The organism is Paenalcaligenes sp. GW821-LYS-B07-1, from assembly GCF_058803365.1.
Window position 1 is genome coordinate 1,054,053 of the sequence record NZ_CM179516.1, and the last position, 16,454, is coordinate 1,070,506.

Annotated in this window: 8 protein-coding genes, 2 tRNA genes, 3 rRNA genes and 1 pseudogene; 9 read left to right on the forward strand and 5 right to left on the reverse strand. The window is 47.4% G+C overall.

From position 1 onward, the window contains the following. Positions 1 to 2 precede the first annotated feature (2 nt). Together msbA and AC3QL0_RS04895 are read left to right on the forward strand one after the other, a co-directional pair. A complete protein-coding gene (gene msbA, locus AC3QL0_RS04890; protein WP_493010334.1) occupies positions 3 to 1,799 on the forward strand; it encodes a lipid A export permease/ATP-binding protein MsbA in 1,797 nt (598 codons plus the stop codon). Positions 1,800 to 1,844: 45 nt separating this feature from the next. Then, positions 1,845 to 2,261 (forward strand): hypothetical protein, encoded by a 417-nt coding sequence (locus AC3QL0_RS04895; protein ID WP_493010335.1) that lies wholly within the window; start codon positions 1,845 to 1,847, stop codon positions 2,259 to 2,261. Positions 2,262 to 2,270: 9 nt separating this feature from the next. Here the strand turns inward: AC3QL0_RS04895 and rng are convergent, their stop codons facing one another. Next, positions 2,271 to 3,734 carry a ribonuclease G gene (gene rng / locus AC3QL0_RS04900; RefSeq protein WP_493010336.1) on the reverse strand — a complete coding sequence of 488 codons (1,464 nt, stop codon included), beginning with the start codon at positions 3,732 to 3,734 and terminating at the stop codon, positions 2,271 to 2,273. A gap of 1,852 nt (positions 3,735 to 5,586) precedes the next feature. Here rng and AC3QL0_RS04905 point away from each other — a divergent pair. The 5 genes from AC3QL0_RS04905 (at position 5,587) to rrf (ending at position 10,901) form a co-directional block, all read left to right on the forward strand. Beyond that, a 16S ribosomal RNA gene (locus AC3QL0_RS04905) occupies positions 5,587 to 7,123 on the forward strand. A gap of 93 nt (positions 7,124 to 7,216) precedes the next feature. Continuing rightward, positions 7,217 to 7,293: transfer RNA gene (locus AC3QL0_RS04910), tRNA-Ile, on the forward strand. 10 nt (positions 7,294 to 7,303) lie between these two features. Beyond that, positions 7,304 to 7,379 (forward strand) — tRNA-Ala (locus tag AC3QL0_RS04915). A gap of 361 nt (positions 7,380 to 7,740) precedes the next feature. Further along, a 23S ribosomal RNA gene (locus AC3QL0_RS04920) occupies positions 7,741 to 10,624 on the forward strand. A gap of 163 nt (positions 10,625 to 10,787) precedes the next feature. Beyond that, positions 10,788 to 10,901, forward strand: a 5S ribosomal RNA gene (gene rrf / locus AC3QL0_RS04925). The 16S, 23S and 5S rRNA genes sit together here with 2 tRNA genes alongside, the layout of an rRNA operon. Positions 10,902 to 11,122: 221 nt before the next feature. Here the strand turns inward: rrf and AC3QL0_RS04930 are convergent. After that, positions 11,123 to 11,902, reverse strand: a complete 780-nt coding sequence (locus tag AC3QL0_RS04930; protein ID WP_493010943.1) for an XdhC family protein — start codon at positions 11,900 to 11,902, stop codon at positions 11,123 to 11,125. A gap of 54 nt (positions 11,903 to 11,956) precedes the next feature. Further along, positions 11,957 to 12,142, reverse strand: a pseudogene (locus AC3QL0_RS04935) (XdhC family protein); the annotation flags it as partial. Positions 12,143 to 12,511: 369 nt separating this feature from the next. Here AC3QL0_RS04935 and AC3QL0_RS04940 point away from each other — a divergent pair. After that, on the forward strand, positions 12,512 to 13,042 hold the full coding sequence (locus AC3QL0_RS04940; RefSeq protein ID WP_493010337.1) for a molybdopterin cofactor-binding domain-containing protein: 531 nt from the start codon (positions 12,512 to 12,514) through the stop codon (positions 13,040 to 13,042). 98 nt (positions 13,043 to 13,140) lie between these two features. On the opposite strand, the gene AC3QL0_RS04945 is transcribed toward AC3QL0_RS04940, so the two are convergent. Together AC3QL0_RS04945 and AC3QL0_RS04950 are read right to left on the reverse strand one after the other, a co-directional pair. Then, the gene (locus AC3QL0_RS04945) at positions 13,141 to 14,061 is read right to left on the reverse strand and encodes an EamA family transporter (protein WP_493010338.1); all 921 of its coding nucleotides are present in this window, start codon (positions 14,059 to 14,061) and stop codon (positions 13,141 to 13,143) included. Positions 14,062 to 14,244: 183 nt separating this feature from the next. Then, complete coding sequence (locus AC3QL0_RS04950; protein ID WP_493010339.1) at positions 14,245 to 14,868, reverse strand: LysE family translocator; 624 nt, start codon at positions 14,866 to 14,868, stop codon at positions 14,245 to 14,247. Positions 14,869 to 14,998: 130 nt separating this feature from the next. On the opposite strand from AC3QL0_RS04950, the gene AC3QL0_RS04955 reads away from it, so the two are divergent. After that, positions 14,999 to 16,447, forward strand: coding sequence for an aminotransferase-like domain-containing protein (locus tag AC3QL0_RS04955; protein WP_493010340.1), 1,449 nt, complete (start codon positions 14,999 to 15,001; stop codon positions 16,445 to 16,447). The last annotated feature ends 7 nt before the right edge of the window (positions 16,448 to 16,454 follow it).

Sequence of the window (16,454 nt, forward strand, 5' to 3'; positions counted from 1 at the left end):
AGTTGAAGACACAAAAACTATCATCGGATCTTAAAAAGCAGTTATTTGATGCCGACGTTTGGCCGCGTATTTATAGACGCGTAGCCCCGTACTGGAAACTCACCGTTGTAGCACTGATCTTGGTGGTAATTGTTGCCGCTACTAAACCTGTGCTGGCTCTGATTATGGAGCCGTTGCTGGATGAAGGTTTCTCCGGCGTTAAACCACACTATGTGTGGAGCATACCGCTGGTCATTGTGATACTGATGCTTGTACGTGGTGTAGCCTCATTTGGTAGTGATTACTTATTGGCTCTGATTGCCAATAATATGCTGCGCACCATGCGTGCGGATATGTTTTCCAAATTACTAACTTTGCCTGACTCGTACTTTAAGCGTGGCGATACAGGTAGGCTATTAAACCGCTTCACCATTGATGCCAATACGATGGCCACAGTGGCGACTGAGGTTATCACCGTTTTGGTGCGTGAAAGTATTGCGATCATGGCGTTGATCGCTGTGCTGTTCTATATGTCATGGCAGCTTACTCTCATTGTGTTCATTATGCTGCCCATCTCGTTTATTACGGCTCGTATCGTGGCGTTGCGCTTGAAGAAAATCAACCGTGACACCATCAACATGAACGCCGAGATGGTGCGAGTGGTAAGCGAAACGATTGAAGGCGAGCGCGTTGTTAAGCTGTTTAATGGCTATGAGCACGAAACTGAGCGTTTTGTGTACGTCAACGGTAGACTGCGTAGGTTTGCAATGCGCGCCGCTACCGCTAACTCAGCGCTGTCACCTATTACTCAATTCTTTATCTCATTGGCCGTTGCTGGTGTGGTTGCGATGGCGTTGTACCAGTCGTCTGTAGACGGTTTAACGGTGGGTAGCTTTGCGGCCTTTTTGGGTGCGTTGGCTCAGCTGTTTGACCCTATTCGTCGTATCACCGGCATGGCTGGAACTACACAGCGTATGTTGGTGGCTGCTGAAAGCGTGTTCTCGCTGATTGATGCAGAAGTTGAACCAGAAGGCGCTAAAACAGCACTGCCTACCCCCGTGAAAGGCAATGTGGAATATCGTCAGGTGACGCATGCTTTTGATGGTTCAGATAACCCTGTGGTGAATAACCTAAGCTTTAGTGCTAAATCGGGTCAAACTATTGCATTAGTAGGGCGCTCTGGTAGTGGTAAAACCACCTTGGCGAATATGCTACCGCGTTTTATCGTGCCAGACAGTGGTCAAGTATTGATTGATGGTATTGATATTCAAGATATAGATTTGCGCGCATTGCGGGCTCAGATTTCTATGGTCAGCCAAGATGTAGTGTTGTTCGAGGGAAGTATCCGTGACAATGTTGCCTATGGTGGCTACTCAGGGAAAACCGATAAAGAGGTGTGGGCAGCTTTGGAAGCTGCTAGCTTGGCCGATTTTGTCCGCTCCTTACCTGAAGGCCTAGATGCACCAGTTGGTGAGAAAGCCAATATGTTGTCGGGTGGTCAGCGTCAACGCTTGGCGATTGCTAGGGCATTGATTAAAGATAGTCCTATTTTGATTTTGGATGAGGCAACCTCTGCTTTGGATAATGAGTCTGAATGGCAGATTCAGAATGCACTAGATAGACTGATGGAAAACCGTACTACCTTGGTGATTGCTCACAGGCTCACAACCATCCAAAATGCCAACTCAATTTTGGTACTGGAAAAAGGCCAAATTGCAGAGCAAGGTACACACCAAGAGCTACTAGATTTAGGCGGTATGTATGCATCGCTCTATAACATGGAGTTCACCGAGAAAACAGACGGTGAGCAGCAGCTCTAGTAAGACCAAATAAACCGCAGAGAACTTCTAGAAAGGAAAGCAGGTATGAAAGTGTTGGGGAAAATCGTGGCGTTGGCCGCTGTGGGTTTGGCTGGTTGTGTGGCAACTGCACCAGCAAATCAAGATCAGTCTACATTGCGCCAAGAGCAATATCAGCGAGATACATATCGCTTCTACAGTACTCTGGCTGAAATTCAGCAAAATCTATTTGCAAACCAACGTCTTTGCGGTTCAGAGTTTGAGTGGTCGTTGGATCCCTATCAAATCCATTACGCTACTGTTGTCTATAAACCTAAACCAGGCATAGAAACCAAAGAAAGTATTTTGTTTGATTTGACGTCGTACGGAACTGGCTACGTAGAAGCCACGGTTTACAGTTATTTCCCAATGTCGGGCAAAGAGGCAACAAGGGCCTTGCGTATCTTGCAAGACCCTAAAGTGTGCTTGGGTACAGAAGGTTAAGTTGTGCGATTAGAACAGTATGATGTCGTACTGTTCTTGAGCATGCTGGGGATCTACTTCCAGTGAAATAGGTTTACCGATGAAGTCGCCAGTTTGAGCTAAGTGCTCACTTTCTTCCTCTAGAAATAAATCCACTACCTCTTGTGAGGCCAGAATCCTAAACTCTTTGGGGTTGAACTGTCTGGCCTCACGAAGTACTTCACGCAAAATGTCATAACAAATGGTACGCGAAGTTTTTACGCTACCGCGTGATTGGCAAGTAGGGCAGGGTTCGCATAGTAAGTTGTTCAGTGACTCTCTAGTGCGTTTGCGTGTCATTTCAACCAGGCCTAGCTGGCTGAAATTGCTGACGGTGATACGAGTGCGGTCTTTGCTTAGCGCTGTTTGTAGTTCATTTAATACGCTTTGGCGGTGCTCATCGTTATCCATATCGATGAAGTCCAACACAATAATGCCGCCTAAGTTCCTCAATCGCAGTTGACGTGCAATCGTGCCTGCAGCTTCCAAGTTGGTTTTAAAAATCGTATCGCCAAAATTGCGACCACCCACGTAGCCACCAGTGTTTACGTCTACCGTGGTTAGGGCTTCTGTTTGGTCAATAATTAAATAGCCGCCTGATTTCAAATCTACCCGTCTAGATAGAGCACGCGAAATCTCTTCGTCAACGTGTACAGTATCGAAAAGGGGGCGGGTACCGGTATAGAGTTGAATTCTGTCCAGTACCGAAGGCGTATAAACCTCAGCCCACTCTTTCATTTGTTGGGTGACGGTGCGTGAATCCACAATAATGTTATGAGTTTCTGGCGTGACCATATCACGCAGCACGCGTTGGGTCAGATCTAAATCGGTGTACAGTGTAGAGGGGCAAGGTTGGGTGCGTAAACGTTGCTGGATAATACTCCACAGTTTGCGCAAATACTCGCAGTCCGCACGTAATTCATCGTCGCTGGCTTGTTCAGCTTGAGTACGTACGATGAATCCGCCTTTTTCGTCAGGGCTACTTAGCGCTTCAATTTTTTCTCTAAGCGAAATACGCAGTGCTTCGTCTTCTATGCGCTGTGACACACCAATGTGCGGATCAAAAGGCAAATAGACCAACATGCGGCCAGCAATACTGACCTGTGTAGAAACTCTAGCCCCTTTTGTGCCCAGTGGATCTTTGGTTACCTGAACAATTAACGACTGGCCTTCAAATAGCAGTTTCTCTATGGGAGTAGGGTTGCTGCCGTTTAAGCGCTCAGTGCGGTTCTGGCGTAAATCTGAAATATGCACGAATGCCGCGCGTTCTTGCCCTATATCTATAAATGCACTTTGCATACCAGGTAGCACACGAGCCACCTTGCCAAGATAAATATTGCCTACGAAGCCACGTTGAATGCTGCGTTCTATGTGCAGTTCTTGCACGGCCCCTTGCTCTACGACGACCGCACGAGTTTCAAAGGGGGTAATGTTGATCAGAATGTCTTCAGGCATGTTGGTAGTGACAAAGTTGCAATCAACCCAGTGTAGGGCGAAGTTTAGGAAGGTGCTAGTGCTCTATTCTATATAGTAAGAACAGTAAGAGCCTCTTGAATCCGTAGAAATACTTCAGAAAAATCCTCAGAGACAGCATTGACGGAGGTGAGCCTGTGTATTTTGTTATCTAGATGGGGGCTGTGGGTTCTCTTATATAGAGAGTTGCACATGTGAGGATAAGCGAATCCATGCTAGATAGAAGATAGCTGAATCGATTAGCCTTTTATAGGCAGTCCTTTGCCTCAGAAAGTATTGTTGCTTGAGGTTTACCAGCGAAAATTTCGTGACATGGTTAGCCTACCTACGCTGTTTGTGCCTAGGTGTGGGTATGTCTTATATAGTGTGCGTAGGGTGCGCGCTGTTGTTGGCTAGCGGGCTTACTTAGTGATGAATGTAGAGCAGATAAAAAGATGACTCAGCCTTCCTGCAGAACTATTACTACAGCCATTTTTGAACTTAGCGGCAGAGGAGCGAAGTGGGTTCTATATATAAGAGAGATTTAGCTAGCAAGAAAAGGGCTATGTCTAGATCGTCTGATTGCAGAGTCTGGCTATTTAGGTGTCGCTGTTTAATAAGGAATAGCCAAGGGTTGTCAGGTAAAGTGCCTTAGTCATACACGGTATGTTCTTACTATAGGGAGTGAAGCTGGTTAGTAGTGCAGTGGAGGTCGGCTGAGCTATAGCCATACTTCTATATAGGTAAGAATGAGCGTATTGCATCTCATGGTGGGACTGGAGCCTTTATCTTCATAGCGTGGTGATGGTGTGCCAGCTATGCCTCTACCAAAGACGCTACAGATATATCAGAGAGGAGGCGTTCTATGATCTGGTCATTGATATGGGTGGTCATGATTAGAAACGTGCAGATCTAGCTCCATATAGAGGGAAGGTTTGCTGTTCGATGGTTGCCAAACGAAGAGATAGTGGTGCGGGATGCACAAGCTAGCATTGTCCGTTAGTTAGTTAGTTAGTTAGTTAGTTAGTTAGTTAGTTGGTTGGTTGGTTGGTTGGGGGCGGAAGTGGGCTCAGAGCAGCCTCTTGGAGTTTTCTTCTAGCACTTAGAAAATATTTCAAACCGTAAGTCATTGAATTGATGGGTATTTGAAAATATCTTCATAAAATCTTCATTTGTTTGTCATAAATAGCTTGTGTGGCTGTGATTGATGGTGCTATAGTTTCGTTTCTTCGTTGCAAGACATACGGGTTTTCCCTAGGTGGATCCCACGATCAAACAACGAAAGCCAAGTAAAACAAACGTTTGACAGGCATCAGGGAAAAGGACTATAGTTCACTCCCTTGTTTGAAAAGCAGTTTGCTTTACAAGGCAGCGGTCTTCTGCGGGAGGTTGCGATTCATCCGAAAGGGTGAAACGGCAAGAAAATAAATCTTGACAAGTTTTAAAAAACCATGTTAAAGTTTCTTTCTTTGCTGAAGAGCACAAAACTTAGTTTTCAGGTTTGAGAGTTAATTTTTGTGAGTGGGTTTTGAGGTGGTTTCGGTTTTAAATGTTTTGAAAAAAACGCTTGACACCAAAAACAAAATACTTCATAATTTCACTTCTCTGGTTTAGCTGCAACGGCAGCGACTAGCTACTTCGGTAGCAAGTGTTCTTTAAAAATTTAACAGCCGATAAGTGTGGGCGCTTGGAATGAGTGGACCAACCTTCTCACGAAGGTTCGCCAACTAAATTGACAAGTGCTCACATAAAGAAAATTAGGTTTTTGCCTTGTGCAAACAACTCTAAATTTCTTTGAGTACGAATTACTCCGTCTTAGGTAGCTTCGGTTACTTAAGGCAAATATACAGAGATTAAACTGAAGAGTTTGATCCTGGCTCAGATTGAACGCTAGCGGGATGCTTTACACATGCAAGTCGAACGGCAGCACGAGAGAGCTTGCTCTCTTGGTGGCGAGTGGCGGACGGGTGAGTAATGTATCGGAACGTGCCCAGTAGCGGGGGATAACTACTCGAAAGAGTGGCTAATACCGCATACGCCCTACGGGGGAAAGGGGGGGATCGCAAGACCTCTCACTATTGGAGCGGCCGATATCGGATTAGCTAGTTGGTGGGGTAAAGGCCTACCAAGGCGACGATCCGTAGCTGGTTTGAGAGGACGACCAGCCACACTGGGACTGAGACACGGCCCAGACTCCTACGGGAGGCAGCAGTGGGGAATTTTGGACAATGGGGGAAACCCTGATCCAGCCATCCCGCGTGTGTGATGAAGGCCTTCGGGTTGTAAAGCACTTTTGACAGGGAAGAAATAGCAGGGGTTAATAACCTCTGAAGATGACGGTACCTGTAGAATAAGCACCGGCTAACTACGTGCCAGCAGCCGCGGTAATACGTAGGGTGCAAGCGTTAATCGGAATTACTGGGCGTAAAGGGTACGCAGGCGGCTAGGAAAGAAAGATGTGAAATCCCAGGGCTCAACCTTGGAACTGCATTTTTAACTACCTGGCTAGAGTATGTCAGAGGGGGGTAGAATTCCACGTGTAGCAGTGAAATGCGTAGAGATGTGGAGGAATACCGATGGCGAAGGCAGCCCCCTGGGATAATACTGACGCTCAGGTACGAAAGCGTGGGGAGCAAACAGGATTAGATACCCTGGTAGTCCACGCCCTAAACGATGTCAACTAGCTGTTGGGGCCGTTAGGCCTTAGTAGCGCAGCTAACGCGTGAAGTTGACCGCCTGGGGAGTACGGTCGCAAGATTAAAACTCAAAGGAATTGACGGGGACCCGCACAAGCGGTGGATGATGTGGATTAATTCGATGCAACGCGAAAAACCTTACCTACGCTTGACATGTCTAGAATCCTGAAGAGATTTAGGAGTGCCCGCAAGGGAACTGGAACACAGGTGCTGCATGGCTGTCGTCAGCTCGTGTCGTGAGATGTTGGGTTAAGTCCCGCAACGAGCGCAACCCTTGTCATTAGTTGCTACGAAAGAGCACTCTAATGAGACTGCCGGTGACAAACCGGAGGAAGGTGGGGATGACGTCAAGTCCTCATGGCCCTTATGCGTAGGGCTTCACACGTCATACAATGGTCGGGACAGAGGGTCGCCAACCCGCGAGGGGGAGCTAATCTCATAAACCCGATCGTAGTCCGGATCGCAGTCTGCAACTCGACTGCGTGAAGTCGGAATCGCTAGTAATCGCGGATCAGAATGCCGCGGTGAATACGTTCCCGGGTCTTGTACACACCGCCCGTCACACCATGGAAGTGGGTTTCACCAGAAGTAGGTAGTCTAACCGTAAGGAGGACGCTTACCACGGTGGGATTCATGACTGGGGTGAAGTCGTAACAAGGTAGCCGTATCGGAAGGTGCGGCTGGATCACCTCCTTTAAGAGCGAAGGTTCACAAAGCGAAAGCGTCCACACTTATTGGCTGTTAGAAAGTTCATGACCAAGGTAGTCACCAACGAAGCAGTAACGAATTGGGTCAGTAGCTCAGTCGGTTAGAGCACCGTCTTGATAAGGCGGGGGTCGTTGGTTCGATTCCAACTTGACCCACCACGAATACCACGGGGGATTAGCTCAGCTGGGAGAGCACCTGCTTTGCAAGCAGGGGGTCGTCGGTTCGATCCCGTCATCCTCCACCAAGATTTTTACGGTGGTGATTGAAGTTTGGTCATGAAATGCAGTGAAGTGCAGCTTGAAATGTCGAGTTGCTTGGGTACTGACAGTTTAACGAATAGCATTGTTGATGACAGTGTTACTCGTTGGGCTGATAAAGCTCATCGCTGGTTATGTTCTTTAACAATCTGGAAAAAGCACAACGAAGTGTATTCATGTATACACCAACTTAATTGTTGGCTGTATGAATAGACGGGTTGTGATTGCAAATCAACAATTTTGTTCAAACAAAGTTCTTTTTTGAATTCGAGTAAAATCGAATCCAAGCAAACTTGATGAACGGCACAATTGCTAAAACTCATAATCCTGTAGCCTTAAGTGTTATAGGATCAAGCGAATAAGTGCATGCGGCGGATGCCTTGGCGATCACAGGCGATGAAGGACGTGGTAGTCTGCGAAAAGCTACGGGGAGCTGACAAACAAGCTTTGATCCGTAGATGTCCGAATGGGGAAACCCACAGTAGCGATACTGTATCCTACACTGAATACATAGGTGTAGCGAAGCGAACCAGGTGAACTGAACCATCTAAGTAACCTGAGGAAAAGAAATCAACCGAGATTCCGGAAGTAGTGGCGAGCGAAACCGGACCAGCCTTAACGTGATAGTCGATTTGATAGCTGAAAAAAATGGAAAGTTTTACCGTAGTGGGTGATAGTCCCGTAAGCGAAATCAAATCGGTGGTACTAGGCGTTAGATAAGTAGGGCGGGACACGTGAAATCCTGTCTGAATATGGGGGGACCATCCTCCAAGGCTAAATACTCGTGATCGACCGATAGTGAACCAGTACCGTGAGGGAAAGGCGAAAAGAACCCCGGAAGGGGAGTGAAATAGATCCTGAAACCGCATGCATACAAACAGTAGGAGCACCCTTGTGGTGTGACTGCGTACCTTTTGTATAATGGGTCAGCGACTTACATTCAGTGGCAAGCTTAACCGAATAGGGGAGGCGTAGCGAAAGCGAGTCCGAATAGGGCGATTCAGTCGCTGGGTGTAGACCCGAAACCAGGCGATCTATCCATGGTCAGGTTGAAGGCACGGTAACACGTGCTGGAGGACCGAACCCACTAATGTTGAAAAATTAGGGGATGAACTGTGGATTGGAGTGAAAGGCTAAACAAGCCTGGAGATAGCTGGTTCTCTCCGAAAACTATTTAGGTAGTGCCTCGTATATTACTGTTGGGGGTAGAGCACTGTTTTGGCTAGGGGGTCATAGCGACTTACCAAACCATGGCAAACTCCGAATACCAACAAGTACAGTACGGGAGACAGAGCACCGGGTGCTAACGTCCGGACTCAAGAGGGAAACAACCCAGACCGCCAGCTAAGGTCCCTAAAACGGGCTAAGTGGGAAACGAAGTGGGAAGGCATAGACAGTCAGGAGGTTGGCTTAGAAGCAGCCACCCTTTAAAGAAAGCGTAATAGCTCACTGATCGAGTCGTCCTGCGCGGAAGATGTAACGGGGCTAAGCCAGTTACCGAAGCTGCGGATGCACAGTTTACTGTGCGTGGTAGGAGAGCGTTCTGTAGGCCTGCGAAGGTGTTCCGTAAGGAATGCTGGAGGTATCAGAAGTGAGAATGCTGACATGAGTAGCGATAAAGGGGGTGAAAAGCCCCCTCGCCGTAAGTCCAAGGTTTCCTGCGCAACGTTCATCGGCGCAGGGTGAGTCGGCCCCTAAGGTGAGGCAGAGATGCGTAGCTGATGGGAAGCGGGTTAATATTCCCGCACCGTTGTAAAGTGCGATGGGGGGACGGATTGCAGAAGGTCATCGGAGTGTTGGATATCTCCGTTGGGGCATCGAAGAAGGCGCTTAGGCAAATCCGGGCGCGGAATTCAAGGATGTCACTGGATAGAGCTACGGCTCTAAACTGATTGGAAGTGGTCCCAAGAAAAGCCTCTAAGCTTCAGCTTTACAAGACCGTACCGCAAACCGACACAGGTGGACGGGATGAATATTCCAAGGCGCTTGAGAGAACTCAGGAGAAGGAACTCGGCAAATTAATACCGTAACTTCGGGAGAAGGTATGCCCCGGTAGTGTGATGCGCCTGCGCGCAAAGCATGAAAGGGCCGCAGTGAATCGGTGGCTGCGACTGTTTATTAAAAACACAGCACTCTGCAAACACGAAAGTGGACGTATAGGGTGTGACGCCTGCCCGGTGCCGGAAGGTTAAGTGATGGGGTGCAAGCTCTTGATCGAAGCCCCGGTAAACGGCGGCCGTAACTATAACGGTCCTAAGGTAGCGAAATTCCTTGTCGGGTAAGTTCCGACCTGCACGAATGGCGTAACGATGGCCACACTGTCTCCTCCTGAGACTCAGCGAAGTTGAAGTGGTTGTGATGATGCAATCTACCCGCGGCTAGACGGAAAGACCCCATGAACCTTTACTGTAGCTTTGCATTGGATTGTGAACCGGCCTGTGTAGGATAGGTGGGAGACGTTGAAGCGTGGACGCTAGTTCGCGTGGAGTCAACCTTGAAATACCACCCTGGTCTGTTTATGGTTCTAACCTAGGTCCCTTATCGGGATCGGGGACCGTGCATGGTGGGCAGTTTGACTGGGGCGGTCTCCTCCTAAAGTGTAACGGAGGAGTTCGAAGGTACGCTAGAGACGGTCGGAAATCGTCTTGATAGTGCAATGGCATAAGCGTGCTTGACTGTGAGACTGACAAGTCGAACAGGTACGAAAGTAGGACATAGTGATCCGGTGGTTCTGTATGGAAGGGCCATCGCTCAACGGATAAAAGGTACTCTGGGGATAACAGGCTGATACCGCCCAAGAGTTCATATCGACGGCGGTGTTTGGCACCTCGATGTCGACTCATCTCATCCTGGGGCTGTAGCCGGTCCCAAGGGTATGGCTGTTCGCCATTTAAAGAGGTACGTGAGTTGGGTTTAAAACGTCGTGAGACAGTTTGGTCCCTATCTGCCGTGGGCGTTGGATACTTGACGGAGCCTGCTCCTAGTACGAGAGGACCGGAGTGGACGTACCGCTGGTGTATCGGTTGTCATGCCAATGGCATTGCCGAGTAGCTAAGTACGGAAGAGATAACCGCTGAAGGCATCTAAGCGGGAAACTCGTCTGAAGATTAGGTATCCCGGGAACTTGATTCCCCTAAAGGGTCGTTCTAGACCAGGACGTTGATAGGCTGGGTGTGGAAGTGCAGTAATGCACGTAGCTAACCAGTACTAATTGCCCGTGCGGCTTGATCCTATAACTCTTAAGGTTATAAGTTTTAAGTGTCGTTCAAACAAATTTAGCAGTACAATAACGCAATCCCAAACATGAAACACTGCATCATACTGTTGATGTAGTTGTGCTAATTCCAGATTTAGTTGACATGCTTCGTGTGAAGCATGTGAGTAAGCCAGTTACGCTTGACGACCATAGCAAGGTGGAACCACCCCTTTTCCATTCCGAACAGGACCGTGAAACGCCTTTGCGCCGATGATAGTGCATATTCGTGTGTGAAAGTAGGTCATCGTCAGGCTCTTACACCAAAAGCCCCGCATCCAACCGATGCGGGGCTTTTTTACGTCTGGACAAACCGTAAAACCCCTCTGCAAAGACCCAATTAAGCGCTATTCAGAATCTCTATAAAGCTGCTGCTGACCAATTCAGCACTAAGAATACCGGTAAAAAACCTAAGAAAAGACGAGAGATTCGCTCCCTGCAGGGAGCTAGAGTTCCGCTAATTACTATCCTCTATTACTACGCTGCCTGTTGAGCCAGCTTCTCTTTAGCATAGGCCACCTGCATATTATTGGGTACGACCAAGCCGTTTTTGATCGCAATGACTTCAGCCATCAGGCTGATTGCGATTTCTGCAGGGGTTTTACTGCCTATATAGATGCCTATAGGACCGCGTAACTTATTAAGTTGTTCGGCACTCAGATCAAAATGTTGCATCAGTCTTTCTCGGCGATCTTGATTATTACGCCGTGAGCCTATGGCTCCTACATAGAAGGCTTTAGTGTGTAAGGCTTCCATTAGAGCTAGGTCATCTAATTTAGGGTCGTGGGTTAGGGCTATGATGCAGCTACGGCTGTCGGCGTTGAATGCTGTGACCACGTCATCAGGCATATCAGACACTATTGTTACGCCTTCTATAGAAACACTATTACGATACTCTATACGTGGGTCGCAAATGGTGACGCTAAAACCGCTGAATAAAGCCATGGTGGCCACATACTCTGTGAGTTGGCCTGCACCAATAAGTAGCATTCTATATTCAGGGCCAAAAGAGGTACTTAGGCTATTTTTGTCGATACTAAGTGGCGAAGGGCTCGCTATGGGATGTTGAGCTATAGAGCCATCTTCCAGACTGACTGAGCGCTGCATAAGCAGGCCTTGATCTAATGACTCTACCAATTGCTGTAATGCAGCAGTATCGGGATTGAACTCCAACAAAATTTCTAGTGTGCCACCACAAGGTAAGCCAAATCTAAATGCCTCTTCAGCGCTTAATCCATAGGTGACAAGCTTAGCCATAGCTGCTTCTTGTAAAGCTATCCTTTCATTTCCTATGGTGTATTGCCGGATAAGGTCGTCCTCTATGCACCCTCCGGATACAGAACCAACTACAGAGCCGTCTTCACACAAGGCCATGATAGAACCTAGAGGTCTAGGAGAGGATCCCCAGGTGCGCGTGACTGTGGCTAAGATGGCTTTTTTGCCTTCATTACGCCAAACACTGAGTTTACGTAGTACTAGAACATCCAAATTTTCCATAAAACTCTCGTCTCACTAAGGCGTAGTTAACGCTCATTTATCATTTTTATAAATAACCGATGATTGTATTAGGGCAGAGCTGTGCTCGTCCATGTATCACTTTTGGTATTGATGTGAATGATTATGCCTGCATAGCAGTGAGTAAGGCGAGCTAGAGATGAATAATCAGACTCAAAGGTAATTGGGCCGACTGTTAGGTAAAAGGGATAGGGCCTCTCATTCCTATACTGTTTCCAGATGTTTGCACTCTTATTTAACTCATAAAAATAAAGCATATAGTGAGTACAGGTAAGAGCAATACCGAGCCAGACAACAACGAGAACGACTACAGCAAGTTGAGTTGGCTCTGAGCAGGGTATTTCGGAGACAGTGCATGCGGCAGTTTATCGCTCAAGCTATGCACATGCACGGATTGTATCTATGGATGTGCCGCGTGCAGAAAAAATGCCTGGTGTACGCGGGGTGCTGACTTCAGCAGATGTGCGTGCATGGTCAAAGCCGTTTATTAACGGTGTGAAAGTGCCTATGGAAATGTGGGTATTGGCCATAGAGTTTGAGTCGTTGCCCGCGGTAAGTAGCATTGATACTGCTATCTCTACGGATGCTGCTATTTTGCACGAGGCTGTTGAAAGCAATGTATTGCATGATCGCTCGTTTGTGTATGGCAACCCTCAAGCTAGGTTTGAAGAGAGCGATCACAGCTTATCGCTAGACATTGAGTACCCGAGAAACTCCTGTACGCCTATTGAGTGTGGGGTTGTCATCGCGGAGCACTTGCCCGGCGATGAAGGCTACGATGTGTGCTCAAACTTCATGGGGCCTTTCTCCATGCATGCGGTGATGTCGTTGGCACTTAAAGAGCCGGGCAATAGAGCGAGCGCCAGAGTCAGCGACGTTTGACCGTATGCATAGCCTATTAAGTAGTCAGTATTTTGATAGGCTGTAAGCCCACTCACCTAGTGTTTTGCGTTAGCGAATGGGCTTCATATGCCTAGTTGTTAAGAGCGCTTACTTCTATGTACCAATGCCAGTGCAATAATGCCTGTCACCACCATAGCACTACCAAAGATTTGTCTGCCATTCAGACTTTGCTCTAACAGTATCCACGCCAGAATCAACGAGGCTACCGGTTCAATGTTTAAAGCTGGGGCATTTTGACTTAGGTTGAGTCGTGGTGTTAGTACGAACAAACCGATAAACGCACAACTGTAGAAAAAGCCCACAGCGATTAAGGCAAGCCAGCCTGTTGCATCAACAGGCACAGCTGTGCCGCCTTCTAGAGCGCCGGTAAAGCTTAGTCCTAGCATGCTAAAGAACACGATACCAATGGTATAAAAACTGCGCACGGGGCCATATAGATTGGCGAGGCGGTTTTCGCTGATCCACAAGATAAAGGCAAAGCAGGTTGCGGCCCCAAAAGCAAAAAGCAATCCTAAAAACCAGGTGCTGGTAAGTTGTTCGCTGTTTTGGAACCACATGGGTGCATCTAATACCCAAATCAGCCCAAATAGAATCATCCCCATAATAATGGCCGAGGCCTTAGTGGGGCGCTTTCCGCTGACAGCCCAATTCAATAATGCTAAGAGAATAGGGAAGGTGTTCGCCACCAATAAGGCTATGCCTACGGGTATGCGAGCAACGGCCGAGAAAATACAGAAACTTTGTAGTGCGACCAACAGCCCCAGTGTTAATTGCCAAGGCCAGAGTTTTCGTTCAAAGCGTAATGAATGGCGTTGCCATACCAGCAATAAGGTAAGGCACACCAAACTGGTGCCTGAGCGGAACAAAATGGCGGTTAATAAGCCGGCACCATGATCAAAGGCAATGCGTGCAGAAACGTGATTGGTGGCAAAGCCTGTGCCTAATCCTAGCAATATAGGAATGGCGATATGACGTTTAAATGGAAGAGGGGAGTTCATGCAGATACAGCCAGCTAGGAAAGAAAACAATCTTAATCATCTTATGACAGAGTGTGTTTTCTACCTAGCAGGGGGATGGCTGTATAGAAAGAAAGAGTGGTAGTTGTTGTAATAAAGAGGTTTATTCCATGCAATGTTCATTTAGTGAACCATTTTGTGTGATGCATGGATTTTTATAATGAATTACAGTTCAACCGCATAGTACGCAATATAGAGTTCTTCGCCAGCTAACCATAAAGCCGTTACCCCCATGATCAATGCCATTGCGGTGTTAAACACGCGAAGATAGTTTGGGCTTTGTAGAAGCTGACGCAATCTATCCCCCAATAAGGCCCATAGCAAAATGCAGGGAAAGTTTGTGACGATGTAGAGCAAAGACACTTGTAAGTTGTGGCTGAGGGCTTGATCGCTGTCTACCGTCCCAAACAAGAGCGCTGTATTAATGGCCATAATCCAGGCCTTTGGATTAATCCATTGAAAGGCAGCCATTTGCAGGAAACCAAAAGGACGAGCATCTTTTTTGGCTTCGGGAGCGCTGGATTGCAAAATCTTCCACGATAACCACAGCAAGTACATACAGCCGGCTAGGGCTAAGAACAACCGCATTTGTCCTAACCATGACACCATCGCGCCTAAGGCTTGCATGGTGATGAAGCACTGAAAACCAGCACCCAAACTAATACCCAAGCTCATAGGTAGGGTACGTTTGAAGCCAAAGTTCACGCCAGAGGTTGCTAACAGCAAATTGTTGGGGCCGGGTGTAACCGACATAACGGCTACGTAACTGAGAAGGGCGGGGTTGATCATGATGGCTGGCTATATGAAAAGGAAGAAAGAGCTGTCAGCGTAAAGCAGATACAAAAATAGGTACAGGCTCAGAAATTATCAATTATGATGGGTACAGTTATTGCGTGCTATTTTTCTTGACGGTGTCATCATGCCTGAACTGCTGCCTGCTTCATCACAACCACGTTATCTGCAATTGGCAGAGGGCTTAAAACACGCCATTGAAAAGGGTGTGTTCAGTGCGGGTGGGGCTTTGCCGTCTATACGTCAGGCAGCGCATACGCATAATCTCAGCATTAACACGGTGATTGCGGCCTACCGCTCACTTGAGGATCAGGGCTTTATAGAGGCCAAGCCACAATCGGGTTTTGTTGTAAAAAATCAGCTACCCGGATTAATGCGTACCTTTGAGAAGGGTACTGAGGATAGTACGACTAGTGCATCGGTGTTGAGCTTGATTGAACAAGCTTTTGCCATGCAGCAAGATCCATCGTTTTTGAATTTGTCGTTGGCCTGTCCGGATAAGCATTCAGATTTGTTCCCTAGAGAAAAACTAGGGCGCATCATGAGCCGCTTAGTACGCCAGCAAGCGTCGCTGATTTCCAGCTATGCGTTGCCGCCAGGAAGCTTGATCCTACGCAGACAGATCGCGCGTCGTATGCAGAATTTGGGTGTACTGAGTCATGTGGACGATATTTGTCTTACACACGGCTGCATGGAGGCCATTAATCTCGCGCTACGAGCCGTGACTAAGCCGGGGGATAGTATAGGAGTAGAGTCGCCTACGTATTTTTATTTAATCCCGTTATTGAATGATTTGGGATTAAAGCTGGTAGAGCTACCTACGCATGCCGAGACAGGCTTATGTGTGGATGAGATAGAGCCTCTCTTAGCAGAAAAACAGTTACAAGCCTTGATTTGTATGCCTAATTTGCACAACCCTTTGGGTTGTAGCATGCCGTTAGAGGCTAAGAAAAAGCTCGCCAAACTGGTGAATCAATACCAAGTTCCCTTAATCGAAGATGGCTTATATGCTGAGCTGCAAAGCCACGGTACTTTACCTGCAGTGCAGTCTTTAGATGACAATGGTTGGGTGATTTTTTGTTCTAGCTTTAGCAAAACCTTAGCACCAGATTTCCGTATAGGATGGGTACACAGCACACGTTTTAATAGAAAAATACGCCAACTGAAAAGTTTATATTCCATTGCGGAATCGCATTTTCTATCGGAAACGTTGGGGCAGTTTTTAGAGGCTGGTGGCTATGACTATCACCTGCGTAAACTGCGTAAGAATTATGCGAAGAATATGAATGTAGCGCAGGCGTTAATCGCTGATTATTTTCCTGCGGGCACTAAAGCGACTAAGCCAGATGGCGGGTATTTGTTTTGGTTGGAGTTGCCAGACTCCATCGATACCTATGTGTTATATCAACAGCTAGTACGTGACAAAATTAGTTTGATACCGGGGCGCTTGTATTCAGCCAGTGGTAGGTTTAGCAATGCTGTGCGTATTTCTTGCTGCAATCCTGTGGATGAACGTTATAGAGCAGGTTTTGCTAGAGTGGGGGAGAAGGCCAGAGAACTACTGGCCTCGTCTTGAGCGCTAT